A 24,397-nucleotide genomic window follows, 5' to 3' on the forward strand; every position below is an offset into this window, starting at 1 on the left:
TCCCGCGTCCCTTCCCGCAGAATCGCCGCCTGTCCTCTCAACGCGCATCCTCCCGCGAAGGGTGCCTCTGGCTCTCCCGCTGCCTATCCTCCCGCAGAAGCCGGAAGATAACGCTCTGGTACTCGTCCCGCATCTCCGGAAGCGGAAGCCCCATATCCATCAGCGCCTCTGCCGGGTATATCCGCGGCGTCGCTCCGTTCCATGATTCCGGAGCTTCCTCCGGCTCCACTTTGTACATCGCTCCCGGCGTGAGTCCCCGCAGCCTCACATACTGCGTCGGCATATTGCCGTGAATTCCGGTGGTCACCACCGTTACAACCGCTTCCCGTCCGGATTCCTCCACAAATTCCCATGCGACAAACTCATCCGTGCGCGGGCCGGCCGATCCCTCACAGTTCAGATGATCTGACAGACGATAATACAAACCCTCCTGTATCAGCCGCCTGATTTCCCGGTACCGGGTTATCTGCCGGCGTATCTCCTGTCGCTCCTTCGCCGAGAGCTCCGCGGGATCCATTTCATATCCGAAGGTTCCTGCCATCGCCACCGCTCCCCGGGTTGCCAGCGGCGCCGTCCGGCCCGTCTGCCCGTTCGGACAGGCAGACACATGCGCGCCTACCGCAGCTGCGGGATAGCCGAAGCTCGTACCGTACTGAATCAGCAGACGATCGACCGCATCTGTGTTGTCGCTGCACCAGATCTGCGGCGTGTAATAGAGCATACCCGCGTCAAAGCGTCCCCCTCCGCCGCAACAGCCTTCAATCAGCAGTTCCGGATAGCGCCGGTGAAGTCTCTCCAGCACATCATACAGACCGAGAATATAATCGTGAAGAATCTTTCCGCGGCTCACGCAGGTCGCTCCGCCATGCTCCCGCACCTGCCGTCCCGGATCCGAATAAGCCTCGACGATATTTCGGTTGCAGTCCCATTTCAGATACTCGATATTCCCCTGATCAAGCACCTCACAGATCCGCGCAAAGATATATTCCCGCACATCAGGACGCGAAAAGTCCAGAACAAGCTGATATCGTCCCCGCACCGGTTCCGCGCCGGGAATCGCAAGCGTCCAGTCGGGATGCTCCCGATAGAGCCCGCTGTCCTCGCTGACCATCTCCGGCTCCATCCAGATCCCGAACCGCACGCCTTCAGCGTTCACACGTTTCGCTAAATCTCCCAGCGTGCCGCCCAGCTTTTCTTCATTGGCGAACCAGTCGCCCAGTCCCCGCAGATCATCGCGGCGTTCTCCGAACCAGCCGTCATCCATCACGACCATATCGATTCCGAGAAGCTTCGCCTGGCGCGCGAGTTCCACGACAGTGCGCCCGGTAAAATCAAAGTACGCCGCCTCCCAGCTGTTCAGAAGCACCGGGCGGGGACAATCCCGGTATTTCCCGCGGACAATGTGGCGCTGAATGCATCGATGATGATTCTGACTGAGTCCGGCCATCCCGTTTCCGCTGAAACTCATGATCACCTCCGGAAGCGTCAGTTCCTCTCCGGCTCCAAGGGGATAATCCAGCCGGCCGTCTCCCATTCCCATCTGCATCCTGGTCTGCCCGTACTGATCCCGCCCGGCCTCTGCTTCAAAGCCTCCGCTGTAAACCAGCTGCATGGACCAGCATCTCCCGGCGCGCTCCCCGGCATCATGCTCCGACAGAATCACAAAAGGATTATACTGATGGGAGGACGCTCCGCGCCGGCTGCCGATAACCTGATTTCCGCCGGTCAGCCTCTGCCTCCGGGGAATGCGCTCCATCGCATGCCGCCCCATGAATACTGTGAAATCAAAGTCTCCGTGAACAAAGTCGAGACATGCCGTCTGCGCTTTGTCGAGGAAGACTCCGGCTTTTCCTTTGTTCCGCAGAATCACACTGCGGGTGATGATATCACAGTGCGGGAGCACGCCGTACAGAAGCTCCGCCTCCAGCCCGAGCCGTTGATCCTCCAGAACAATCTCCAGCGTGAACGCGTCATCCTTCTCCCCGGCGTACGCTGCCGGAAGACCTGCCAGCCCGTATTTCCCATTCCGAATACGATGCTCCCTGTATCGCAGATCACACCCGGCAATTCCCTCTGAATCCCGGACGCACAGTAGTGTGCTCCGGAAGTCGCCGCCGCCCTGAAAGGGGAATTCCTGCGGCAGCGCATCCAGCGAATAGGTCCGGTTCCTTCCGGCACATCCGGGATTCCCGGAAAAACCGCGGTCCCTGTACGTCAGCAGGTAATCTGTCCGGCCGGCGGTGCGGTTCCCGTAATACAGATGCAGCAGATATCCGTAAGGATCCGCCATCATCTGATATGTGGAATGGTCAGTATGAATCGTAAAAATTCTTTTTTCCTCATCGTACAAAATCATTTCCGTTCCTTCGCCTCCATCTTCTCTCCTTCTTCCCGCGGCCATATCGTCTCAGCGCGGCCAAAGGCGTTGATGATCCTCGTTCCGCAGTCATGCTCCGTCTCTGTCGGAAGTTCACGGACATAACTGCCGTGAACGTGACCGTGAAACATCAGATCCGGCTGCCATCTCTCCAGAATATCATTAAAGCATCTGAATCCGAGATGCGCGCGGTCTTCCAGATCGCCCCAGCCCGCCGCGGGCGCATGAGTCAGAAATACATCCAGTCCTCCCTGCCGTCGGATCTGCCGGTCCAGGCGTCGGGCCCGCCGGCACATGTCTTCCTCTGTATACATATGGGAGCCTTCTTTGTAGCGCATACTCCCGCCCAGTCCGGCAATGCGAAGTCCCAGGACAGACGCCGTGCTCCCGTCGATGCACACACATCCCTGAGGCGGGCGGAAATCATATTTCTGGTCATGATTTCCATGTACGTAAAGCAGCGGCACATTGGTCATGGTCACCAGGAATTCCAGATATTCCGGAGCCAGATCACCGCAGGAGAGAATGAGTTCCACACCCTCCAGCTTTTCTGCCGCAAAATTCCCCCACAGATATTCTTCCTCAATATCGGATATCGCCAGTATCTTCATTTTTCTATGACCCCGCTGACGCTTACCGCATTCTTCGCGGTAGACTTCAGTTCTTCAAGCTTAGGCAGCGAGCCGTCCACGTTGTCAAGCAGCCAGTCCATGCCGATGATTCCCTCATTGCTCATCCGTCCTTCCCTCTGCCGGACTCTTCCCTGTCGGTCCTTCAGTTCGCCTTCAAACGGATAGACGTTCCCGGAAACGATTCCGTCCCGCAGATATTTCACCATCCTCCGCGTTCCGGGACTGAAGTCCCGCAGCAATTGCAGATCCAGAATCCCCGAGCTCATCCCGTACCAGTAGTTGACCGCCTGATTCCTCTTCACCGCATTCAGTCCGTCCCACGTTCCGTTCATCACCGTCCGGAGGATCAGCTCATAATATCTCCCCCAGTTCCAGCAGGGAACCGCCAGATTCACCGGTTCTCCGGCTTCATACCGGTACAGTCCGTACTCCCGGGAGGTGCTGTGCAGGGGCTGCATGTCCGCACCGGAAATCACTGAAACCTCCTGCTCCGCAAGTTCCCGCCGCCAGTCTGAGTTCTCCTTTGTCGCCCAGGTCAGAATCACCCTGCTCTGCGGATCGATCATAGCTGCTCCGGCCGCAAACGCATTGATATTGGCGATATACCCGTATATCGGATAATCCGCCCGGTAGCCGATGCGATGGTTCTCCGCGAGACAGGCCGCCAGTGCGCCGAGAACGAACTTGACCTCATAGGAGCGGGTGTAATAGGTCCTGACCGCCTGATGCTGCAGCTTGACCGAACAGTTCAAGAACCGGATCTTCGGATAATGGATTGCGGAGCGGAAGGTTTCTGCCATCAGGGCCGGAGATGTCGTGAATATCACCTCGTCCCCATGCTCCGCAGCGCGGTCGATCGCCGCCCGGACGGCTTCGTCGTTTCCGCAGTCTGAAAATTCCTCTGTCTTTAAGATTCCGTCGAAACGTTCCTCCAGATATTCCCGCCCCAGTTCGTGGGAGTAGACCCAGCTGGAGTTTTCTGCGTTTTTCTCATGCACAAAGGCAACCCGGAGAGGCTTCGCCTCGCTGTAGGCGCTTCCCGCAAAGAGACTGAAAATCCCGGAAGACCGGGTTCCTCCGGAGAGCTCCGGCGTATCGACAATGTCGATCGCCTCCTCCCTGACGCCCGTCCGGAATTCCTTCCAGAGTTTATCCATTCTCCGGCGGATCTCCTCCGGAGATTTGCAGGTCAGAGAATCGATGCTGTATACGGACAGATAAATCAGAAGCGCGTCCGCCGCCGTTATATCAAGCCGCCCGCCGCCCTTCTCCGCAAAGAGCACGCCGAAGTAGACAAAGACTGTTTTCAGGAGCCGCACCGCCTCCTCCGGCCAGGGCGTCTGAAGGTCCCGTCCGAATTTCTCCGCCAGACGTTTGTAGCAGCCCAGTTCCGAGAAGGTGATTCCATAAAGGCCCGTGACGCGGTAAAAATCCAGGAATTCATAGTAAATCATCCGGTCTTTTTCTTCCGTCTTTTGGGGAATCACCCGTGTCACATCCGCTAGGATCGAATCCCCGTTCAGGTACTTCATTACCGAAACCCGCTTGTTTCCTTCAGCCACATAGAAACAGTTCATATATTCATAGACCTTGACGGGATCGGTAAACCCCGTATCCATCTGAATATCATACAGGCTGACCCACTTGGCCGCAAACTCGCTGCCCGGTTCCAGAAGCGGCATGAACCCATAGGAAAATGATTCTTTCCTCCCCGCAGTTTTCGTTCCGTGAATCATATGGACCGGAATCTCCATCGTTCCCAGATATTCCTCCCCAACGGTCTCTTCCATGGAAAGCAGGTCGTCCAGTGCCGGCAGATACGGATAACGCCCTCTGGCCACCGCCCGGTGATATTCCTTTTCTCCTCGTTTCCTTACGATTTTATAATCGATCACGAACGCTCCTCCTTCGCAGCAAGACGCTTTCTCCTGTCTGAATCTGATGATTCATTATACAATAAGCCGCAGGATTTTTCAACAGGAAATGCGAACATATGTTCTTTTTTTATTTGACATGTCTCCCCGCGCTCTGCTTTTTCGTTTCTGTCGCGCGCTGTTCCTTCATATTGTTTCCATTAATTTCCGCGACGCTTTTGATCATATACATTTTATTTCCATTTATGGAAATTTTACGGTTGACAAATGGATTCGCGCGCAGTATACTGTCACAAAAGGAGGTTCCGCGATGACGATTGATGAAATGAAAAAAAGGAAAGGGGAATTAGGACTCACCAATGAAATGCTGGCAGAACAGTCCGGTGTTCCTCTCGGAACAGTACAGAAGATATTTGCCGGAATCACAAAGGCTCCGCGTTATACGACAATCCTTGCCCTTGAAAGGGTTCTCACGCCATCCTCCCCGGAGGAATCCCCCGACAGACTGTCATACAGTCCGTCATATAATGAAACTGACGCTTCCGTCATAAGCGACGGAGCATTTTCATATCTCCCCCGGCACTCCGTCCCGCTGACCGTCGAGGACATCCTCGCCCTGCCCGGAGAACAGCGAATCGAACTGATAGACGGAATTCCGTACGATATGGCGCCGCCTTCAACGCTGCATCAGAAAACAGTCACCTGGCTCTCCTACCGGTTTTCTGATTACATTTTCCAAAACCGGAAACCCTGTTCAGCATATGTCTCCCCGGTCGGAGTACAGCTGAATCATGATGACAGAACGCTGCTGGAACCGGATCTTCTGATTCTCTGTGATCCGGAAAAGGTGAGAAGCACTCATATCCTCGGTGCTCCGGATCTGATTGTCGAAGTTCTGTCTCCCGCGACACAGATCCGCGATATGACACTGAAGCTGTACAAATATCAGGATGCAGGCGTTCGGGAATACTGGATTATTGATACAAAAAATCAGCGCATCATCGTCTACGAGTTCGCCCGCACCGGACTCACTCACATCTACACCTTCAGCGACCGCGTTCCCGTCGGAATCTGGGACGGCAGCTGCAGCATCGACTTCAATGAATTTGCCGAACACGCAGGATCTCTCCTGAAGGATCGCGGAGAATGAGAAGCACAGAAACAAAAAAGCCGCGCCGATCGCTCAGCGCAGCAGTCTGCCGACCGGGCGCGAGCGCCCGGTCGGCAGCAATGGCATATCTGTTATGCAATCAGGGCAGTATTTGCTTGATGCGTGCCCGGCCATTAAGTCCGGCGGGGACTTAATGAGCAGACACAGCTTAATAATCCTGCTTCATCGACTCGATAATGCTGTCGGCCAGACCGTCCAGCTCATCCGCAGTCATTTTGTTCACGGCGGAAAGCAGGGACACCTGTTCGTTCAGCACGGTCATCTGCTTCATCTCGTCCAGCTCCTCGCAGATCAAAGTGCCGGCCTGGGGCGCCCAGGAGCCGTTCTCCACCACGCCGACCACACGCTTCTGCATATTCAGGCGCTTCATGTCATCAATGAAGTTCTGCATAGGCGGAAAGACGTTCAGATTGTAGGTCACGGACAGAATCGCGATATGGCTCAGTTTGAAGGCCTGTCCGATCAGATAGGACACATGCGTCTCCGCCACATCGTACATATGGACATTGTGGAAGCCCTTTTCATGGAGCTTCGCGGCCAGGATCTGAGCGGCGTTCATCGTGTTGCCGTACATGGAAGCGTATACGATCATCACGCCCTTTTCTTCCGGCGTATACGTTGCCCAGTGGATGTATTTATCCAGCAGCCAGGGGATATCCTTACGCCATACCGGTCCGTGAAGCGGGCACAGCATCTTGATGTCGATGGCGGAGGCCTTCTTTAGCAAAGCCATGACCTGAGGCCCGTATTTGCCGACGATGTTCGTATAGTAGCGACGGGCCTCATCGATCCACTCGTTCCTGAAATCCACCTCGTCCGCGAACAAAGCGCCGTCCAGTGATTTGAAGGAGCCGAAGGCGTCCGCGCTGAACAGAACGCCGTTGGTTAGATCGAAGGTGACCATGGCCTCCGGCCAGTGAACCATCGGAGCGGCCACGAAGGTGACCTCGTGCTTTCCGAATTTCATGGTATCGCCTTCCTTCACCATGATGAAGTTCTCTTCCTCAACGCCGAAGTTGAACTGATTCATCAGCAGCCACGCCTTCTCTGTGGAGACCACCTTGACGTCCGGATACCGGAGGATAATCTCGTTGATGGAGGCCGCATGGTCCGGCTCCAGATGGTTGATTACCATGATATCCAGCGGTTTCCCGTTCAGAACATATTCCACGTTCTCGCAGAACTGGCGTCCCACGGACCAGTCCGCCGTGTCGAACAGGACGGTCTTCTCGTCCATCAGAAGATACGAGTTGTAGGAAACGCCGTCTTCAATCGGATGGATGCTCTCAAACAGATGCAGTCTTTTATCGTTCGCTCCGACCCAGTACAGGTCGTCGGTTACCTTTCTTACGCAATGCATTACTGATCCTCCTTATTCGATACTTTTTCAACCTCGATGAACGCGGTCTTTTCCTCGCCGCATACCGGACAGATCCACTCCTCCGGCAGTGATTCGAACGTGGTCCCGGGACTGATGCCGCCTTCTTCGTCACCGACGGCCGGATCATATTCGTAACCGCATCCGTCACAGACATACGTCGTCCAGTGAGAGGGCTCCTTCAGAATGGTTGCCTTTCTCATCTTGACTCTCGGCGGCGCCGGCTTCTTCTCCTCGCCGTTGTCCAGCGCCTTTGTCAGCAGAGGAAGAATCTCCATCACATCTCCGACGATGCCGTAATCCGCATTCTTGAAAATCGGCGCGTTCTTATTTTTGTTGATGGCCACGATAGTGGTAGCCTCCCGGATTCCCTTCAGATGCTGACCCGCGCCGGAGATCCCGCAGGCGATGTACAGATTGCCGCTGAACTTCTGGCCGGACATACCGACATAGCGGTCCAACGGAAGATATTTCAGCGTCTCCGCCACCGGTCTGGAGGAGCCTACGGCCGCGCCGGCCTGCTTCGCCAGATCCTCGATCAGTTTCATGTTCTTCTTATCGCCGATCCCCTTTCCGGCGGAAACGACGCGGTCCGCATCGACAATCGGCGTCATCGGATCAATTCCCACTGTGAAGTCATAGCCGTCTGCCTTCAGGGCCTCTACCAGCTGATCCACCCGTTCCTGCGCGGTGCCTTTGCTGTAGATCTCCTTTTTCCGGGCTCCGGTGATAGGACCCTTCTGCTTTCCTCCCGACACATTCATTTTCGGCGGTTTACCCAGAATATTCGCAGCGATTACGATCCTCTGAATTTCATTTGTTCCTTCATAGATCGTAGTAATCTTGGCGTCGCGGTAAGCTCTCTCTACCTCCATTCCCTTGAGGAAGCCGTTGCCTCCGTAGAGCTGCAGGGCATCGTTGCAGACCTCCAGCGCAATATCCGATGCGTACGCCTTCGCCATTGCGGCCTCCATTCCATAGGGTTCATGAGCCTGCTTCAGTTCTGCGGCGGAATAGACCTGGAACCGTGCGTTCCGCAGCTTGATGGCCATATCGGCGAATTTGAACTGGTTTGCCTGCTGATACGCGATCGGCATCCCGAACTGTACTCTTTCCAGTGCGTATTCCTTCGCATGCTCAAAGGCTCCCTGGGCGATCCCCAGTGCCTGCGCGGCGATTCCGATGCGGCCGCCGTCCAGCGTGGACATGGCGATCTTGAAGCCTTCTCCCTCGTGGCCCAGCAGATTTTCCTTCGGTACCTTCACATCATTGAAAATCAGTTCCGCAGTTGAGGATGAGCGGATTCCCATTTTGTCATAGTGGTCGCCGAACTCGAAGCCCTCATAATCCTTCTCGACAATGAACGCGCTGATTCCGTGCGTCCCGATGTTGGGCGTGGTGACCGCGAAGACAACGTAGGTGTCTGCGATCGGCGCGTTGGTGATGAACACCTTTCCGCCGTTCAGGATGTAATGATCGCCCTGAAGCACCGCAGTGGTCTCTGTTCCGCTCGCATCTGATCCTGCGTTGGGCTCCGTCAGACCAAAGGCTCCCAGCTTCTCACCTTTCGCCAGAGGAACCAGATACTTCTGCTTCTGCGCTTCAGTTCCGTAAGCCGCGATAGGATAAGTTCCCAGCGATGTGTGCGCGGACAGGATAACGCCTGCGCCGCCGTCCACGCGGGCAAGTTCTTCGACCGCAATCGCGTAGCTCAGAACATCAAGTTCCGCTCCGCCGTATTTTTTCGGATATGGTATTCCCATCAGACCGAGTTTAGCCATCTTGGCTACCGCCTCGTGGGGGAATTCATTGCTCTGGTCCAGCTTAAACGCAATAGGCTTGATTTCCTCCTCTGCAAACGCTCTGACCTTAGCCCTGAGCTCTTCATGAGCCTCTGTAGTTTTAAAAAGCATTTGTCTGTCACCTCCCGGATTCACAAAAGTTGCTGTATTTCCGGCGTCCCTGCCGGGCAGCCGGACAAAAGTTAATAGTATTGTCTGAATATTTTGTACCGAAATTATATCCTACTTTTGCAGGTGATGTTGTGACATTTGCAACTTTTTGTGATATTATTTAAAAAAAACGGAACGCACACCCCTTAATTCACTTTGTACGGAGGCACCTATGGAAAAAGTCAGTCTGCTGGACAACATCGGTCAGGATTCCATCGACATGATGATTCCCTGCTTCAAACCGATCACAAGAAAATACAGAAAAGACGACACTATCCTGTCCTACGCGGCGGGCGTGCCCGCCAGCGTCGCGGTTTTGTTCCGCGGACAGGCGCGTCTGGAGATCCTCAACGAGGAGGGGGATTTGTTTTTGTTAGAGAGGTATGAAGATGGAGATGTCTTCGGAGAACTGTTTTCTCTGCCGCTGGAAAACTTCGAATACATCGTCAAGGCGCTTACGGACTGCACTGTCATCTATCTGGATTACAATCATATCATCACGCCCTGCGAGAATCTCTGCGCCCACCACAGCCAGCTCATCAGCAACCTGTTCATGATGACGGCTCAGAAGGCTCAGGAGCTGTCGCTGCACATCTCGATTCTGGGGCAGAATTCCACCCGCGACAAGCTTATGACTTATCTGAAGCATGTACGCTCTCAGACCGGCCGCCGTCTCGCAGGCAGCGGCATCGCCGTAGACAGAGCCTCCGCCGTCCGTTCCGGGGGAGGAGGCACAAAGAAATGGCCGAACACTTTATCCTCACCGCCGGATCGTCTTTTTACGATTCCTATGACGCTGGGACAGCTGGCCGAATATCTGATGGTGGACCGCTCCTCCATGATGCGGGAGCTCCGCGCCATGAAGGATGACGGTCTCATCGAAAGTAAGAACCGTCAGTTCCGAATCCTCGTATAGGCTGCCGCAGGATTTCCGGGGAAGGCCGCCGCAGGATTCCCCGAAGTTTCATCATTTACCGTTTTCGGTTTCAGACGCCTCCGCGCTGCCACCGTCTTCGTTTGATGCTTCTAAGATTGCATTTACGTTTCTTTCGATATTGCTGATTTTCCGATAAAATTTTAAGCCGACGCGTATTACCAGCGCAATTATCACTATCCATATAACCAGACCCACTATTGTTACAATTACATTAAAGAACGGCATTTTGTCTTCCCCCTTCTGCCGGGTCGTTTTCCGGCTGTGCTTTACTTTGACTTTTTCTTTACGCTTTTTACAGTCCGCATGTTCCGATTTAAACGCCCGAATACTTTTTACGCTTTTACCGCAGGCGGCATAAACTGAATATGACATCGCAAAACATTATAATATCCCAATCTGACCAAAGTATAGCACCTTTTGACGGAATTGTCAAAAAAATCTGCATCGTTCTTCCGGGTCTGACTGTATTATTCCGGCGAGTCTGCTGTAAATCCTTGAACTTTCCGGATTTCCGGTGCGTACGTACTGTTAAATCAAGGTTTTTTCAGCACATGAAAAGAGGCCGCGCCTCGGACGATTTTCATCGTTCGTGCAACAGCCTCTTTGGATTCTCTTCTGATTGACAGGATCAGTCCAGGTTGTACTTCTGCTTGAACTTTTCAACACGTCCGCCTCTGTGCGCGAACTTCTGCTGACCTGTAAAGAACGGATGACATGCTGAGCAAACGTCAAGACGGAGTTCCGGCTTGGTTGATCTCGTAACAAAAGAATTTCCGCATGCGCAAGTTACTTTACATTCCATGTAATCAGGATGGATTCCTTCCTTCATGCTATTACCTCTTTCCTGCTCAGGTGTTCACCCGGCATAATTTTGTCTGCACAAATGCAGCCTAATTATGATACCACAGGTTTCGTCCCGAGTCAACAGCGCCTGTCGAAATTTTGATGCAACGCCGTGTCGAAATTTTGGTGCAGCCGCACGCCAGTTTTGGCGCGGTCGGATGGAGAATTTTTTTACACCCCCGGACCCTGCCTTTGTTCACTCCGTAATCACCCGCAGCAGATCGCTGAAAACTCCATAGGCGGTCTGCAGAATTTCCGGCTCTTCCTCCACGATGGAAAGCCGCCCCATCAGATCCGTCTGAATCGTCACGACTGATGTCGTCCCGTGAACAGTCGCCAGGAACTCCGTTTTCTCGACGGCTTCCGGCGCGACCCTGGCAAACACCCGTCCGTTCTCCCGCCAGCCCCGGCACAGGAGCTTGAGACTCTTCCCTTCCGCCGTCAGAGCCCGCACCTGTTCCGGAGTAACATCCTCGATGCCCTTCCGGTCCACCTGATCCGGCGTCATGTCGGCATCCATCAGAACGTTAAGAAGCGCAGTAATTTTGGCCGCCGCGTCATATCCCTCCAGATCCATCGCAGGGTCTGCCTCAATAAACCCCTTCTCCCTGCCGGAACGCATAATCTCATCATACGGCACGCCCTTTTCCATTTCCTCAAGAACAAAATTCGTCGTGCTGTTCAGGATGCCGGACACCTCCTGCACCCTGCAGAGCTTCAGAGTATGCTCCGCCAGATTGAACACCGGCGTTCCGTCCATGACCGTCGTTTCATAGTAAAAACGCAGTCCGCGCTCTGCCGCCGTATCCCGCAGCTCGCGATACGCCCAGGCAATCGGTCCTTTGTTCGCCGTAACGACATGCGCACCCCGGGCAAACGCCTTGCGAATGTGCCCGATGGCCGGCTGTCCCGTCTTAATGTTCAGCGGCGTCAGCTCACAAAGCACGTCGAAGTCGCCCCTCGCCAGAACCTGCTCCGCACCGCCGTCTCCCAGCAGCTCCGGTCCCGTTTCGAGACCCGGCGTGCCCTCGCTGAACGCTCCGTTCTCCGTAATGTCCGAAACCGCCCGGCGCAGATCGATTCCCCCGGAATCCAGCACGATTCCCCGGCTGCCCGTCGCGATTGCCGTGACAATCACTTTGCAGTCATAGGCTTCAATAATTTCCTGCTGCTTGTCGACAAGCAGCTCAGCAAGCGCTTTTCCGCTGTTTCCGAAGCCGAGCAGCGCAATCCTCAGTGTTTTCATAATCCTCTCCTGTTCCGTTTCTGTCCGCCCCGTTTCTGTTTTCTCCGGCGCGGTTTACTTTGTTCCCGCCTGTCCCGGTTCTGTTCCGTCCCGCACTTCACACCGCGCTCTGCGGATACCTCCGCCGCGCCCACACGATGCGATTGCGGCCCGCCAGATCGCGCATGACCTGCGCAGGCTCGAATTCCCCCGTCTCGGCAAACATATTCGCGACCGCCTCTCCCTGGTCGTGACCGATTTCAAACATCGCGACGCCGCCGTCCGTCAGGTGCTCCGTCAGCCGCGGGATCATCTCCCGGTAAGGATCCAGCCCGTCCTCGCCTCCGGCCAGCGCCAGCAGAGGCTCATGCTCCCGAACCTCCCGCTGAAGTCCCGGGATGACTCCGTCCTGAATATAGGGGGGATTGCACAAAATCATATCGAACTGCCTTCCGGCAGCCGGTTCTAGAAAACTGCCGCACAGAAATTCAGCACTCCCGCGGCGTCCCTCCCCGAAGCTTCCGGAAAATCCAAGTTCCTCCGCATTCCTTCGGGCCACGTTCAGAGCCTCCAGACTGATATCGCTGCATGACACGCGCACCGGCACCTCTGCCAGCGCAGCTACAGACAGGCCGATCGCGCCGCTGCCGCAGCAGCAGTCCAGAACACGCACCGGCTCACGCGCCGGCTGCCGATCTTTCGCTGCCGGGTTTTCTGTCGTAGGCTTTTTCAGAAGCTCCAGCGCTTTCTCCACAAGAAGCTCCGTTTCCGGCCGCGGTATCAGAACCCGTGAATCGACGCGGAACCGCAGTCCCATGAACTCCGTCTCGCCGGTAATGTACTGCAGGGGCTCACCGGTGCCGCGGCGTCGGATCAGGGCTTTGTACGCGGCGATCTCCGCGTCCGTCATCTTACGCTGGTATTCCATAAAAAGACGTGAGCGGCTGACGCCCGTCAGGTGACAGAACAGAAGCCGGCTGTCTGTCTCTGCGTCGGCAACGCCCTGCTCTGCCAGCTCCTGCGCGCCCCTATTGATCAGTTCCCTCGCCGTCATCGCACGTCCTCTCCGCATCGTTTTGTTCCCCGGAGCCTTCGGTGCCGGAGACCTCTTCACGTTCTTTTTTCAGCGCCGCCAGATCCATCGGTTCCAGCAGCTGTCCGTTCCGATCCACAATCCCCTCGATGCAAGGAGCCTCCGGTTCCACAAGGACCCCCTTCAGCGCAGCGATGGCAATTTCCAGCTGAGAATCATCCGGCTCCCGCGTGGTCAGTTTCTGCAGATACAGCCCCGGGATACTCAAAATCCTTACCAGCCAGTTGTCGGAACGCCCCGCCCATTTCAGCAGCTCGTAAGACAATCCCGCCACCACCGGCAGAAGCAGAATTCTCGACACAATCCGCATCAGCAGATCCGGCCATCCCAGAAGGGAAAACAGCACCAGACTCACCACCATGACGAACATCAGAAAACTGGTGCCGCATCTGGGATGCAGCGTGTAAAACTGCTGCGCGTTGGCCGGCGTGAGCTCCAGATTGTTCTCAAAGCAGTGAATGGTTTTGTGCTCCGCGCCGTGATACTCAAACACACGCCGGATATCCTTCATGCGCGAAATCGCCGCGATGTATACGATGAACATGATAATGCGCAGCACTCCCTCAATCAGATTCAGCGTCACCGCTCCGGGCACAAAGGGTTTCAGCCAGCCGATTGCGGCGGTGGGAAGCAGCACGAACACGCCGACGGCGAAGACCAGCGCAATCAGCACCGACAGGAAAATCATCAGCTGCCAGACCTCGTTTTCTCCGATTCTGCCGGTCAGCCAGGCTTCAAAACGCCCCGGCTCATACTCCTCCTCGTCATCCTCCATAAAATATTCCGCCACATCCGCAGACCAGGTCAGAGTCTTTGTTCCCTCCACGAGAGATATCACAAAGGAAACCACGCCCCGCAGGAGCGGGATCCTCGTCCAGCGGGCGCTGGCCGTATTTTTATTTGTTTTCATATGGATCCGCCCGTCGGGAAGCCGCACAGCGATGGCCGTCCGCTCCATTCCGCGCATCATGACTCCCTCCAGAACCGCCTGCCCGCCGATCGGAGTGGGGCACGCGTCTTTCAGGAAAATTCTGCTCATGTCCATGTTCTAATACATCCTTCTTCTGGTGCTGAACACCTTCTTGATAATCTCGATGAAATCGCGGTTCGTCCGGGTATGCGCCAGATTGTCGATGATTTCCTCGCCGGCGTCCTGCGTGGATTCGTTGGCAAGTGCCCTGCGCATGATCCAGATTGCTTCCAGCTCGTCCTGACTCATCAGCAGCTCCTCGCGCCGCGTTCCGGACCGGGAGAGATCGATGGCCGGGAAAATCCGCTTCTCCTGCAGCTTGCGGTCCAGATGCAGCTCCATATTTCCGGTACCCTTGAACTCCTCGAAAATCACATCGTCCATACGGCTTCCGGTGTCGATCAGGGCTGTTGCAAGGATCGTGACGCTTCCGCCCTCCTCGAGGTTTCTGGCCGCCCCGAAGAACTGCTTCGGTTTGTACAAAGCTCCCGGATCGAGGCCTCCGGACAAAGTCCTGCCCGACGGCGGAATCACCAGGTTGTAGGCGCGGGCGAGGCGCGTGATGCTGTCTAACAAAATAACCACGTCGTGTTTGTGCTCTGCCAGACGCCGCGCGCGCTCCAGCACCATCTCCGCCACCTTGGCGTGATGCTGCGGCTGCTCGTCAAAGGTGCTGTACACAACTTCTCCGCGGCTCAGAGAGCGCTTCATGTCGGTGACCTCCTCCGGCCGCTCGTCCACCAGCAGAACAATCAGATCCACGTCCGGATGCTTCTTCTCAATGCTGTGGGCGATATTTTTCAGCAGGGTCGTCTTTCCGGCCTTCGGCGGCGCCACAATAAGTCCCCGCTGCCCCTTTCCGATAGGCGCAATCAGGTCGATCAGTCTTGTCGAAAGGTCGGACGGACTGTCCTCCAGCGTCAGCCTCTCGTTGGGGAAAATCGGCGTAAGGTCGCTGAAATTCGGACGCCGCATTGCGACACCCGGCTCATCGCCGTTGACTGTCTCCACGTAGAGAATAGCGCCGAATTTTTCTCCGGGATTCGGCAGTCGGGAAATTCCTTTGATTTTGTCGCCGGTTTTCAGGTGAAAACGCCTGATCTGCGCGGGACTCACGTAAACGTCCCTGTCGCTCGTCAGGAAATTGTCGAAACGAAGGAATCCGAACCCGCCGTCCGCAAGCTCCAGGATCCCGGTCACCTCCGGCCGCGGCCTCTGCTGATACCGCGTCTCATGCTCCCTGGCGCGGCCGCGGGACTGTTCATGGCCGCGGCCCTCCGCCGTTCCTTTCGTCCTGCCGGCGGCAGTATTCCCGGCAGCAGTCCCGGCAGTACTCCCGCGTTCCGTCTCAGCAGCTTCCGCTTCAGCACCTTCCGCCTCAGCAGCTTCCGTTTCAGCACCTGCAGAAGCCTCACCCGGGGCCGCTCCGGATGCTGCAGAAGGTCCCCTTCCGGACACCGGGAAATCGCCGGAGTCTCCGGTACCCACGATGCTTCTAACTCCCTGGACGGCAGGCAATTTTGAACCGTCGGCGACACTGCTTCCGTCTGCCGATGCTGTGTCTGCGGCAGCAGTGTCGATGCAGGCAGAACTCGAAGCCGACGCTGTGTCTGCGGCGCTGTCGGAATTCGAAGCCGATGCTGCAGCCGTTTCAACTGCGGTGTCGGCATCGGCAGAATTCGCAGCCGCCGATGCCGTGGACGCCGCAGCATCCAGAATGTCAGGAGTTGCGGCTGCATCGGATTTTCTTCGGGTGGTGGTTTTTCTGACCGTCGTTCCAGAAGATGTTTTTCCCCGAACTGCAGTCGCTGCCTTTCGAGTCGTACGGCGCTTCGGCTTTTCCTCTGTCGCCGGCTCCGCCCCCTCTGATTCTGTGGTCAATGATGCAGTGTCAACGATCTCGGACGGCGCAGCCTCTGCATCGTCATTTGGCGATGCGGCGTCAGCGGTATCGGGCGATGCCGCCCCGCCCGCCTTCTTTTTGGCTGCGGCCTTTGTGCCTGATCCTTCTTTTGTTGCCGCCTTACGGGTCGTTGTCCTGCGCGCGGTGCGGCGCTTCGGCTTTTCCTCTGTTGCCGGCTCCGCTCCCTCTGATTCTGTGGTCAATGATGCAGTGTCAACGATCTCGGACGGCGCAGCCTCTGCATCGTCATTTGACGATGCGGCGTCAGCGGTATCGAGCGATGCCGCCCCGCCCGCCTTCTTTTTGGCTGCGGCCTTTGTGCCTGATCCTTCTTTTGTTGCCGCCTTACGGGTCGTTGTCCTGCGCGCGGTGCGGCGCTTCGGCTTTTCCTCTGTCGCCGGCTCCGCCCCCTCGGGCACAGGTGTTCCTGCTGCTGATGCGGCAGCGGACGATACGGCGGAACCGATGTCATCAGATGAAACGGCAGCGGACTTTCGCGTTGTCCTCGTCGACTTACGCGTGCTCTTCTCAGCTTCGGTTCCCATCTCGTCAGCGACAATGGCTTCTTCTAATTCTTCTTTTTTCTTGCGGGCATAATGACCTCTTCTGTCTAAAACTACAAAATACGCCGGTTGGCGCTCGGATTCAAAATACTGATAAATTCTTGGAAAATACGGTAAACTCCCGTCTCAGAATCTTTACGGTTCTATTGTAGAACATAATCTGTCGTTTGTAAACAGGGAATTGCAACGATAATGACACAGTAATAGTCCGGAATTGTGACGGTTAATTGCAGCGCCAATTGCAGCAGGATTATAATGAACGCAATACAAAATTACGGCGCGGGCAGAGCATTTCGAAGGGCGGGCATGACCAGAACACGCCCCATCGTTTCGGAGAGCGGAACAGTTCCGAAGAAATAAACCCACTTGAACGGTAGGAGTTGCCACAAAATCGAAAAAAATCCAAAAATGTGGCATAAAAATGAACTGTTAGTTCATAAATCGCGCCTTTGGGAGGCAGATATGCCGATGACCGGGTCGGTAAAGGTCGGTAAAAGTCGGTAAAGGTCGAATTTGGTCGCACGATTGTATTTAAATACATAATAGCGAATAATATTACTCAAAATCTGCCACATTTCTCGCAAAAAACCAAAAATGTGGCAACTTTAAATACGTCTAACTCGAATATGAACAATTCGACCAAATTAAGTTCGTTCTGGCTTCGAACAGTTCACCTTAGGCGGTCCAGTTTCGGCAGCCGCGGGTGTCGTGCGGATCGTCGCGCGGCTTCGGCGTCGCGCATCTTCAGCGTCGCGCAACTTCGGCGGCTGCGTGTGCCACGCCGGAGCGCCTCGCGGCTTCGGCGACTGCATGTGCCACAGCGGGGCCGACGGCGGGATCAAAGGCTTTCGGGATGATATAGTCCGGGGCGAGCTCGTCTTCCGGTATCAGATCGGCCAGCGCGTGTGCCGCGGCAAGCTTCATTTCCTCATTTATGTCGCAGGCGCGGGCGTCAAAGGCGCCGCGGAAAATTCCGGGGAAAGCGAGAACATTATTAATCTGGTTCGGGAAGTCGGACCGTCCGGTTGCGATGACGGCCGCCCCTGCTTCCCGCGCATCATCGGGGAAAATCTCCGGCGTCGGATTGGCGCAGGCAAAGATAATGGCGTCTTTGTTCATGGAGCGCACCATATCCTTTGTGACAAGTCCTGGAGCACTGACGCCGATAAACACGTCGGCTCCCCTGATCACCTCGGCCAGGTCGCCCTTGACCCGTTCCGGATTTGTGACCTCCGCCATCTCCTCCTTAACCCAGTTCATCCCGATCTGGCGGCCTTTGTAAATCGCGCCGCGCCGGTCCGTCATAATGATATTCCTGAAGCCCGCGGACAAAAGCAGCCGGGTGATGCTGACGGCCGCCGCCCCGGCGCCGCTGGTGACAATCCGGACATCCTCCTTTTTCCTGCCGGTTACGCGCAGGGCGTTCGTCAGGCCGGCCAGTGTGATAACCGCCGTTCCATGCTGATCGTCGTGAAAAACAGGGATGTCGCACTTCGCCTTCAGCTTCCGCTCAATCTCAAAACACCGCGGCGCGGCGATATCCTCCAGGTTGATTCCGCCAAAGGACCCGGAAATCAGATAAACGGCATTGACAAATTCATCCACATCCTGCGTTCTGACACACAGCGGGAAAGCGTCCACATCGCCGAACGCCTTGAACAGGACACATTTTCCCTCCATAACCGGCATTCCCGCCTCCGGACCGATGTCCCCCAGCCCCAGAACTGCCGACCCGTCCGTGATAACTGCGCACATATTCCAGCGCCGCGTCAGATCATAGCTCCTGCGCGGATCCTTCTGAATCTCCAGGCACGGCTGCGCCACCCCCGGCGTATACGCCAGCGACAAATCCTCCTCATTTTCGACCGGCGTTCTCGCGACGACCTCGATCTTTCCCTTCCATTGCTCATGCAGCTTCAGCGACTCTTTTGCGTAATCCATTTGCGTCCCCCCGTTCGATGCATTTTTTAACAAAAGATATATGGCGCGGCTGCAGTTCGTCGAGTTCGCCGGCGGGCCTGCGCTTCCGCGTTTTCTCCTGTTACAAAGCATAATTTATCTTTTTCCTCACGTCAAGGGGCTTTCCGGGTTTTCGCAGCAGAAAGCTTTCCGAGGTTTCGCAGTAGAAAACCTCGTCCGTCTCCGCTCAAAAAAACTCTTTACAAACCCTTCCGACAGCGTTATACTGCAACCGATGGACGGTATTCCAGAAGGAAACTGTACCGGAAGAACTCCGAACCGGCCGGAAGGGCCAGGACATCACGTCACCCGAAAGAGGTGATTGATTGAAGACAGGATTTATAGGAGCAGGAAAAGTGGGATTTACCCTCGGGAAATATCTCACAGAACATGGAAAAAAGGTTACAGGCTATTACAGCCGCAACACTCATTCTGCCCGTGAGGCAGCACAGTTCACAGACACGAAGGCCTGCGATTCGCTCGCAGCGCTCATTCACGAAAGCGACGTGTTGTTCCTGACAGTACCTGACAGCAGCATCACTTCCGTATACGAAGAGATCGCGGCGCATCCGATTCGGGGGAAATACATTTGTCACTGCAGCGGGGAGAAGACCTCTGCCGAGGCGTTCCCGGGCATTGACAAAACAGGTGCATACGAATATTCCGTTCATCCGTTGTTCGCCGTAAGCGACAAATACCATGCTTACGAGGAACTCCCGGATGTTTTTTTTACCATCGAGGGGAACAAAGATCATCTGAACGGCATCCGCGAGATGCTCTCAGAGGCCGGACTTCAGACGCGGCTCATCGATCCGGCGGACAAAACCCGCTACCACGCCGCCGCCGCGGCGGCAAGCAACCTGGTAATCGGACTGCTGGATCAGAGCATTTCGATGCTGGGCGAATGCGGGTTTTCCGAGGAAGACGCACGGGCGGCGCTGACGCCTCTGGTGCTCGGCAACGTCCGTCATCTGCTGCGGGACGGCCCGGTGCAGGCCCTGACCGGACCTGTGGAGCGGGGCGACGCCGAAACCGTCCGGAAACACCTGGCGTCCCTGGACAGCCGGCGCGACAGAGCTTTGTACTCCCTTTTGTCCCTGCGCCTTGCAGACATCGCGCAGAGGAAGCACCCCGACCGGGACTACGCCGCGGTCGAAAAAATCTTGGAGGAATTTGCAGAATGAAAAACAGTATTATGACGTTCCGTGAAAAGAAGGAAAAGGGCGAAAAGATCGCCATGCTCACATGCTACGACTATTCCACCGCACGGCTGATGGACGCGGCCGGCATCGACGGCGTGCTGATCGGCGATTCCCTCGGCAACACCATGCTGGGATACCCGGACACACTTTCCGTAACGATGGAGGACATGATCCGCTATTCCACCGGCGTCGCCCGGGGCTGTGAGAATGCGCTGGTTGTCATGGACATGCCGTTCATGTCGTATCAGCTCTCCATGGAGCAGGGACTGATGAACGCGGGACGCCTGATGAAAGAGGCCCGCGGCCAGGCCGTCAAGCTGGAGGGCGGCGCCCGGGTATGTCCCCAGATCAGAGCGATGACAGACGCCGGAATCCCTGTTATGGCGCATCTGGGGCTGACCCCGCAGTCGGTAAACGCTTTCGGCGGACACCGCGTCCAGGGGAAGACTGACGATGCCGCGAAGCAATTGATGGAGGACGCCCACAAAATCGAGGACGCCGGAGCCTTCGCCGTCGTCCTGGAATGCGTTCCCGCTCCGCTGGCCGCCCGGGTCAGCCGGCAGCTGAAGATCCCCACCATCGGCATCGGAGCAGGAAACGGATGCGACGGACAGATTCTCGTTTACCAGGATATGCTGGGCATGTTCAACGACTTTACTCCCAAGTTCGTCAAGCACTTCAGCAACATCGGCGAGGAAATGAGCCGGGCCTTCCGGGACTACATCTCCGAAGTCCGCTCCGGCGCATTCCCGGACGAGGACCACTCCTTCAAAATGAAAAACGAAGAAATCCTTTCAAGACTGTATTAGCCGCGGCGGTCACATCACACCAGAAAAATCACATTGAAAAAACGAAAAAGAGGACGAGAGAACTATGAACACTGTAAACACAATCAACGAGCTTCGCGAGCAGGTCCGTGCCTGGAAGGCCGAAGGCCTCACCATCGGCCTTTGTCCTACCATGGGCTATCTCCACGAGGGACACGCCTCTCTCATGGACGCCTCCGTCAGGAGCTGCGACCGCACCGTCGCTTCAGTCTTTGTAAACCCGATTCAGTTCGGACCTAATGAAGATCTGGCCACATATCCCCGGGATTTTGAATCCGACTGCAGGCTGCTGGAGGCCCATGGGGTTGACCTGGTCTTCCACCCGGAACCGGCTGAGATGTATGCGGACGACTTCTGCACTTTCGTGGACATCGACGTACTGAGCAAGACGCTGTGCGGCAAGACGCGGCCGATTCATTTCCGCGGCGTCTGCACGGTTATCACAAAGCTGCTGAACACGGTGACGCCGGACAAAATCTTTTTCGGACAAAAGGACGCCCAGCAGCTCGCCATCATCCGCCGCATGGTGCGGGATCTGAATTTCGATGTGGAAGTCGTCGGATGTCCTATCGTGCGGGAAGCGGACGGACTTGCGAAGAGCTCCCGAAACACATACCTGAATCCGGACGAACGCCGGGCGGCCCGAATCCTTTCCAGAGCGATCCGGCTCGGCCAGGACATCGCCGACGGGGGCGAACGCAGGAGCGGGAAACTGCTCGCTGCCATGAAAGAAAAGCTGGTTTCGGAGCCGATGGCTGAGGTGGAGTATGTAGAGGTGGTCAACGGTGAAAACATGCAGCCTGTCGATACGTTCCGAGAGGGCGATCTGGTTGCGATGGCAGTCCGCATCGGCGGCACCCGTCTGATCGACAACTTCACCGTGGGTCAGCCGCCCATCGATTTTCAGGAGGGACAGTCCAATGCAGATTGAAATGTTAAAAGGAAAGATTCACCGGGCCACGGTCACCCAGGCCGAGCTGGGCTACATCGGCAGCATCACCATCGATGAGGAGCTGATGGACGCCGCCGGAATCGCAGAATATCAGCGCGTTGACATCGTCGACGTCGACAATGGAGCGCGTTTTTCGACCTATACCATCGCCGGCCGGCGCGGATCCGGGATTTTCTGCCTGAACGGAGCGGCGGCCCGCTGTGCCTGCGTCGGCGACAAAATCATCATCATGGCATACTGCCAGATGACGCCGGAGGAAGCCGAACGGCACCGCCCGTCTGTGGTTTTTCTGGATGAAAACAATCAGATCAGCCGCATCACCAATTACGAAAAGCACGGTCGTCTGGAGGACATGACGGAACTGTAAATCCGCCGGGCGCAGCCAGGCATCGAAAGCCGCCGGGCGCAGCCGGGCATCGAGAGCGGCCGGGCGGCTGCAGGCAGCCCTCAGCGCCGGCCGCCATGGTTCGCAGGATAGAAACACAGGAGGATTTTATTTTGTTCAGCAAAAAAGATATCAACGATTACGCACAGGAAGCCCGCGACACGAACGGAGCCGTCCTGGTAGACGTTCGGAACCGAAAAGAATACGAGCAGGGGCATCTGCCCGGCGCAGTCAATATCCCGCTGCCGGATATCCAGTTCTCCATCGGAAAACTCGGTCCCGTCAGCACGCCGCTTTTCGTGTACTGTCTCAGCGGAGCGCGCAGCCGGCAGGCCTGCAACAATCTGAAGAAAATGGGATACGAGCACGTTGTCAACATGGGCGGAATCAGCCGCTGGACCGGAGAACTGGAGAAATAGCCTCCGGCACAGGCCGCCGTCGGGAACCATCTGCGGGTTGGCGTGCAGGCGAGAACCATCGTCCGAAACGCGGCTGTCGGGAACCGGTCGCTGTTCGCGCACTGCCCGCTGTTCGCGCACTGCCCGCTGTTCGCGCACTGCCCGCTCTATGGTTATTCGCTTTCAGGCGTTCCGTACCCCATAATGTATTTACTGAAGACCCAGTAGGATTTTCGTTTGCAGATGTCACCTGAGGCGTTGCCCTCGATGGTGAATACGCGACCTAGGTGGTACCCGGCGACGATACCCACATGGTCGGCCACATCGTTGTCATTCCAGTCGAAAAAGATGATATCGCCGGCCACCGGTTTTTCGCCGGCGTTCCGCCATTTTCCTTTGTCCTTAAACCAGTTCAGACCTGTCTGCACATAGGAGAATTTCGGAACCTTCCCCTCTGAAAGATATCCGTTCTGATCGGCGCACCAGGATACGAAACAGGCGCACCAGTCCACCTCGGAATCAAACCCGTACCAGCTCCAGAACTTTTCACCGCCCTCGTTCCCCAGCTCCTGTCGGGCTGTTTCCACCATCGCGGAATTTCCGTCCAGAAAAGCGGCCCCGTTCTTCATGCTGATTCCCAGCAGAGCCGTCCACGCAATTACAATAAACAGCGCAATCATCATAATCTGTCTCGGGCGCAGTCTTCGTCCTGTTCTTTGTGTCCGCGGCTTTCGGCCGGAACGTGGCGGTTCCCGGCGCACGGGTTCCCGGGATTCCCACGCATTCCGGGATGATTCGGAGGATTGGGGATTCCATTCGTCGTAGGGATTTTCCTGAGGCTCCGGCTCCCACGCATCATAAGAATTTTCCCGAGGCTCCGGCTCCCATGCATCATAAGGATTTTCCTGAGGCTCCGGCTCCCATGCATCGTAGAAATTATCCCGAGGCTCCGGCTCCCATTCGCCATAGGAATCCTCCTGTGGCTCCGGATCCCATGCATTCCAGGAGGTCTGCGTCATCCTGTCGGATTGGGAGTTCCTGTTTTTTCTGTCGAATCTGGACCAGAAATCCAAATCCTCAAAGGCTACAAACTCGCGCTCCTTTTCGTCCGAGTGCTTGCCTGCATAGCCGGAACCGATGTGCAGGTGACTCAGCAGGACTCCGGGCAGTGCGTGAATCCAGTCCGCTGCCTCGTCATATTTATCGCGCAGCAGGGCAGTCAGACCGGACAGGCCGGATTCAGCGGCATGTCTCGCCCCACGGGAACGAACGCCGTTTCCGAATTCCGGCACGTCGAAACCACCGTCGCCGAAGGACGGATCTTTGATACTGCTCTCTCCGGTACTGCTGCGACGGGAATCAGTGCCGGTCGACTCGTCAGCTGAGGCGTGTCGGTCGGCACGGTCGGCGCGGTCAAAGCCGATGTCAGAATAACGGGAACCAGTGCCGGCCGACTCGATGTCACTGTCGCCGGGCCGCCACTGATGCGCCTTCAGATATTCCTCATAAGAATTGTAAATCGGTTCTTCCGGCTCCTCTGGCCGTTGGACGTTGCGGGGAACAAAGTCCTCGCCTGCGCCCGAATCGTCATCGGCGAACCGGCGGCGACGGTTTTTCTGTTCAAAGCTCCCCCGGCGATAGACCCGTGTCTGATCCGCCGGGCTGTCGCCTCTGCTCTTTCTGGATCTCCACATATCCATTCCTCCCTTTGATTAAGACATTGTACCATTTTTCACGGCGTATGAAAAGAGCGGAC

The 24,397-nt window shown here is 56.2% G+C and carries 21 protein-coding genes; 8 read left to right on the forward strand and 13 right to left on the reverse strand.

Going from position 1 to position 24,397, the window contains the following annotated elements; all coding sequences use genetic code 11:
• Positions 1-37: 37 nt before the first annotated feature.
• From BHK98_RS07490 to BHK98_RS07500, 3 genes are read right to left on the reverse strand one after another with little or no spacing between them, the layout of a single operon-like run.
• Positions 38-2,401, reverse strand: coding sequence for an alpha-galactosidase (locus tag BHK98_RS07490; protein ID WP_245796848.1), 2,364 nt, complete (start codon positions 2,399-2,401; stop codon positions 38-40).
• Complete coding sequence (locus tag BHK98_RS07495; protein ID WP_075712996.1) at positions 2,353-2,988, reverse strand: metallophosphoesterase family protein; 636 nt, start codon at positions 2,986-2,988, stop codon at positions 2,353-2,355. The genes BHK98_RS07490 and BHK98_RS07495 overlap by 49 nt, the downstream gene beginning before the upstream one ends.
• Entirely contained in the window at positions 2,985-4,904 is a 1,920-nt protein-coding gene (locus BHK98_RS07500; protein WP_075712998.1) for a BMP family ABC transporter substrate-binding protein, read from the reverse strand. The genes BHK98_RS07495 and BHK98_RS07500 overlap by 4 nt, the downstream gene beginning before the upstream one ends.
• A 289-nt stretch (positions 4,905-5,193) precedes the next feature.
• Here BHK98_RS07500 and BHK98_RS07505 point away from each other — a divergent pair, with 289 nt between their 5' ends.
• Positions 5,194-6,033: a Uma2 family endonuclease gene (locus tag BHK98_RS07505; protein WP_075713000.1), complete on the forward strand. Its 840-nt coding sequence runs from the start codon at positions 5,194-5,196 to the stop codon at positions 6,031-6,033.
• Between the two features lie 169 nt (positions 6,034-6,202).
• Here BHK98_RS07505 and BHK98_RS07510 read toward each other — a convergent pair whose 3' ends face one another.
• Positions 6,203-7,414, reverse strand: coding sequence for an FprA family A-type flavoprotein (locus BHK98_RS07510; RefSeq protein ID WP_075713002.1), 1,212 nt, complete (start codon positions 7,412-7,414; stop codon positions 6,203-6,205).
• A complete protein-coding gene (locus BHK98_RS07515) occupies positions 7,414-9,345 on the reverse strand; it encodes an acyl-CoA dehydrogenase family protein (RefSeq protein ID WP_075713004.1) in 1,932 nt (643 codons plus the stop codon). Before BHK98_RS07515 ends, BHK98_RS07510 begins: the two co-directional genes overlap by 1 nt.
• A 211-nt stretch (positions 9,346-9,556) precedes the next feature.
• On the opposite strand from BHK98_RS07515, the gene BHK98_RS07520 reads away from it, so the two are divergent.
• Entirely contained in the window at positions 9,557-10,300 is a 744-nt protein-coding gene (locus BHK98_RS07520) for a Crp/Fnr family transcriptional regulator (RefSeq protein WP_075713006.1), read from the forward strand.
• A gap of 51 nt (positions 10,301-10,351) precedes the next feature.
• On the opposite strand, the gene BHK98_RS13350 is transcribed toward BHK98_RS07520, so the two are convergent.
• From BHK98_RS13350 to rho, 6 genes are all read right to left on the reverse strand, one after another.
• On the reverse strand, positions 10,352-10,693 hold the full coding sequence (locus tag BHK98_RS13350; RefSeq protein WP_143404560.1) for a hypothetical protein: 342 nt from the start codon (positions 10,691-10,693) through the stop codon (positions 10,352-10,354).
• 256 nt (positions 10,694-10,949) lie between these two features.
• On the reverse strand, positions 10,950-11,150 hold the full coding sequence (rpmE, locus tag BHK98_RS07530) for a 50S ribosomal protein L31 (protein ID WP_075713010.1): 201 nt from the start codon (positions 11,148-11,150) through the stop codon (positions 10,950-10,952).
• Between the two features lie 210 nt (positions 11,151-11,360).
• Positions 11,361-12,410, reverse strand: a complete 1,050-nt coding sequence (locus BHK98_RS07535) for a hypothetical protein (protein ID WP_075713012.1) — start codon at positions 12,408-12,410, stop codon at positions 11,361-11,363.
• 97 nt (positions 12,411-12,507) lie between these two features.
• Complete coding sequence (gene prmC, locus BHK98_RS07540) at positions 12,508-13,443, reverse strand: peptide chain release factor N(5)-glutamine methyltransferase (RefSeq protein WP_075713014.1); 936 nt, start codon at positions 13,441-13,443, stop codon at positions 12,508-12,510.
• The gene (locus BHK98_RS07545; protein WP_075713016.1) at positions 13,418-14,527 is read right to left on the reverse strand and encodes a DUF1385 domain-containing protein; all 1,110 of its coding nucleotides are present in this window, start codon (positions 14,525-14,527) and stop codon (positions 13,418-13,420) included. Before BHK98_RS07545 ends, prmC begins: the two co-directional genes overlap by 26 nt.
• 3 nt (positions 14,528-14,530) lie before the next feature.
• Positions 14,531-15,940, reverse strand: coding sequence for a transcription termination factor Rho (gene rho, locus BHK98_RS13810; RefSeq protein WP_245796849.1), 1,410 nt, complete (start codon positions 15,938-15,940; stop codon positions 14,531-14,533).
• A 91-nt stretch (positions 15,941-16,031) separates the two neighbouring features.
• Here rho and BHK98_RS13815 point away from each other — a divergent pair, with 91 nt between their 5' ends.
• Positions 16,032-16,952 carry a hypothetical protein gene (locus BHK98_RS13815; protein WP_245796850.1) on the forward strand — a complete coding sequence of 307 codons (921 nt, stop codon included), beginning with the start codon at positions 16,032-16,034 and terminating at the stop codon, positions 16,950-16,952.
• A 710-nt stretch (positions 16,953-17,662) separates the two neighbouring features.
• On the opposite strand, the gene BHK98_RS07555 is transcribed toward BHK98_RS13815, so the two are convergent.
• A complete protein-coding gene (locus tag BHK98_RS07555; RefSeq protein ID WP_075713018.1) occupies positions 17,663-18,859 on the reverse strand; it encodes an NAD(P)-dependent malic enzyme in 1,197 nt (398 codons plus the stop codon).
• Between the two features lie 344 nt (positions 18,860-19,203).
• On the opposite strand from BHK98_RS07555, the gene BHK98_RS07560 reads away from it, so the two are divergent.
• From BHK98_RS07560 to BHK98_RS07580, 5 genes are all read left to right on the forward strand, one after another.
• Positions 19,204-20,061: a Rossmann-like and DUF2520 domain-containing protein gene (locus tag BHK98_RS07560; RefSeq protein WP_075713020.1), complete on the forward strand. Its 858-nt coding sequence runs from the start codon at positions 19,204-19,206 to the stop codon at positions 20,059-20,061.
• A complete protein-coding gene (gene panB, locus BHK98_RS07565; protein ID WP_075713022.1) occupies positions 20,058-20,888 on the forward strand; it encodes a 3-methyl-2-oxobutanoate hydroxymethyltransferase in 831 nt (276 codons plus the stop codon). Before BHK98_RS07560 ends, panB begins: the two co-directional genes overlap by 4 nt.
• 64 nt (positions 20,889-20,952) lie before the next feature.
• A complete protein-coding gene (gene panC, locus BHK98_RS07570; RefSeq protein ID WP_075713024.1) occupies positions 20,953-21,837 on the forward strand; it encodes a pantoate--beta-alanine ligase in 885 nt (294 codons plus the stop codon).
• Positions 21,827-22,225, forward strand: coding sequence for an aspartate 1-decarboxylase (panD, locus tag BHK98_RS07575; protein ID WP_075713027.1), 399 nt, complete (start codon positions 21,827-21,829; stop codon positions 22,223-22,225). Before panC ends, panD begins: the two co-directional genes overlap by 11 nt.
• Positions 22,226-22,356: 131 nt before the next feature.
• Positions 22,357-22,662, forward strand: coding sequence for a rhodanese-like domain-containing protein (locus BHK98_RS07580; protein WP_245796851.1), 306 nt, complete (start codon positions 22,357-22,359; stop codon positions 22,660-22,662).
• Positions 22,663-22,814: 152 nt separating this feature from the next.
• On the opposite strand, the gene BHK98_RS07585 is transcribed toward BHK98_RS07580, so the two are convergent.
• Positions 22,815-24,335, reverse strand: a complete 1,521-nt coding sequence (locus tag BHK98_RS07585; protein WP_075713031.1) for a CHAP domain-containing protein — start codon at positions 24,333-24,335, stop codon at positions 22,815-22,817.
• Positions 24,336-24,397 lie beyond the last annotated feature (62 nt).

The sequence above is a fragment of the Hornefia porci genome (assembly GCF_001940235.1).
Taxonomy (GTDB): Bacteria; Bacillota; Clostridia; order Peptostreptococcales; family Anaerovoracaceae; genus Aminicella; species Aminicella porci.

Bases quoted from the DNA above. Each gene is read 5' to 3' on its own strand.
- BHK98_RS07490 (WP_245796848.1), bottom strand. From the start codon at position 2,401: ATGGCCGCGGGAAGAAGGAGAGAAGATGGAGGCGAAGGAACGGAAATG.
- BHK98_RS07495 (WP_075712996.1), bottom strand. From the start codon at position 2,988: ATGAAGATACTGGCGATATCCGATATTGAGGAAGAATATCTGTGGGGG.
- BHK98_RS07505 (WP_075713000.1), top strand. From the start codon at position 5,194: ATGACGATTGATGAAATGAAAAAAAGGAAAGGGGAATTAGGACTCACC.
- BHK98_RS07510 (WP_075713002.1), bottom strand. From the start codon at position 7,414: ATGCATTGCGTAAGAAAGGTAACCGACGACCTGTACTGGGTCGGAGCG.
- BHK98_RS07515 (WP_075713004.1), bottom strand. From the start codon at position 9,345: ATGCTTTTTAAAACTACAGAGGCTCATGAAGAGCTCAGGGCTAAGGTC.
- BHK98_RS07520 (WP_075713006.1), top strand. From the start codon at position 9,557: ATGGAAAAAGTCAGTCTGCTGGACAACATCGGTCAGGATTCCATCGAC.
- BHK98_RS13350 (WP_143404560.1), bottom strand. From the start codon at position 10,693: ATGTCATATTCAGTTTATGCCGCCTGCGGTAAAAGCGTAAAAAGTATT.
- rpmE (WP_075713010.1), bottom strand. From the start codon at position 11,150: ATGAAGGAAGGAATCCATCCTGATTACATGGAATGTAAAGTAACTTGC.
- BHK98_RS07535 (WP_075713012.1), bottom strand. From the start codon at position 12,410: ATGAAAACACTGAGGATTGCGCTGCTCGGCTTCGGAAACAGCGGAAAA.
- prmC (WP_075713014.1), bottom strand. From the start codon at position 13,443: ATGACGGCGAGGGAACTGATCAATAGGGGCGCGCAGGAGCTGGCAGAG.
- BHK98_RS07545 (WP_075713016.1), bottom strand. From the start codon at position 14,527: ATGGACATGAGCAGAATTTTCCTGAAAGACGCGTGCCCCACTCCGATC.
- BHK98_RS13815 (WP_245796850.1), top strand. From the start codon at position 16,032: ATGCAGGCAGAACTCGAAGCCGACGCTGTGTCTGCGGCGCTGTCGGAA.
- BHK98_RS07555 (WP_075713018.1), bottom strand. From the start codon at position 18,859: ATGGATTACGCAAAAGAGTCGCTGAAGCTGCATGAGCAATGGAAGGGA.
- panB (WP_075713022.1), top strand. From the start codon at position 20,058: ATGAAAAACAGTATTATGACGTTCCGTGAAAAGAAGGAAAAGGGCGAA.
- panC (WP_075713024.1), top strand. From the start codon at position 20,953: ATGAACACTGTAAACACAATCAACGAGCTTCGCGAGCAGGTCCGTGCC.
- panD (WP_075713027.1), top strand. From the start codon at position 21,827: ATGCAGATTGAAATGTTAAAAGGAAAGATTCACCGGGCCACGGTCACC.
- BHK98_RS07585 (WP_075713031.1), bottom strand. From the start codon at position 24,335: ATGTGGAGATCCAGAAAGAGCAGAGGCGACAGCCCGGCGGATCAGACA.